Origin of the sequence: Priestia sp. SIMBA_032 (assembly GCF_046535215.1) — a bacterium.
Classification (GTDB): Bacteria; Bacillota; Bacilli; order Bacillales; family Bacillaceae_H; genus Priestia; species Priestia aryabhattai.
The window spans coordinates 1-228 of sequence record NZ_JAWRXD010001741.1; the positions used below are offsets into that span (position 1 = coordinate 1).

At 75.4% G+C, this 228-nt stretch carries 1 protein-coding gene; it reads left to right on the forward strand.

The window, feature by feature from the left end; all coding sequences use genetic code 11:
* Positions 1 to 228: alanine racemase (locus SB717_RS40165; RefSeq protein WP_410908981.1), on the forward strand; the 228-nt coding region annotated here is incomplete at both ends.

The following is a 228-nucleotide window of genomic DNA, read 5'->3' on the forward strand; positions in this document are numbered from 1 at the left end:
CTACGTGCTGAACGGCCTCACGCCCGGCTGCGAGGCGGACTACGCCGACAACAACATCCTGCCGGTCCTCAACACCCTGGGCGAGATCGAGGCCTGGGGCGCCTTCGCGCGGCAGCGCGGGGAGGCCCTGCCGGCCGCCGTGCACCTGGACAGCGGCATGTGCCGCCTGGGCCTACCGCCGGACGAGGTCGAGGCGCTGCGCGCCGCGCCGGAGCGCCTGGCCGGGCT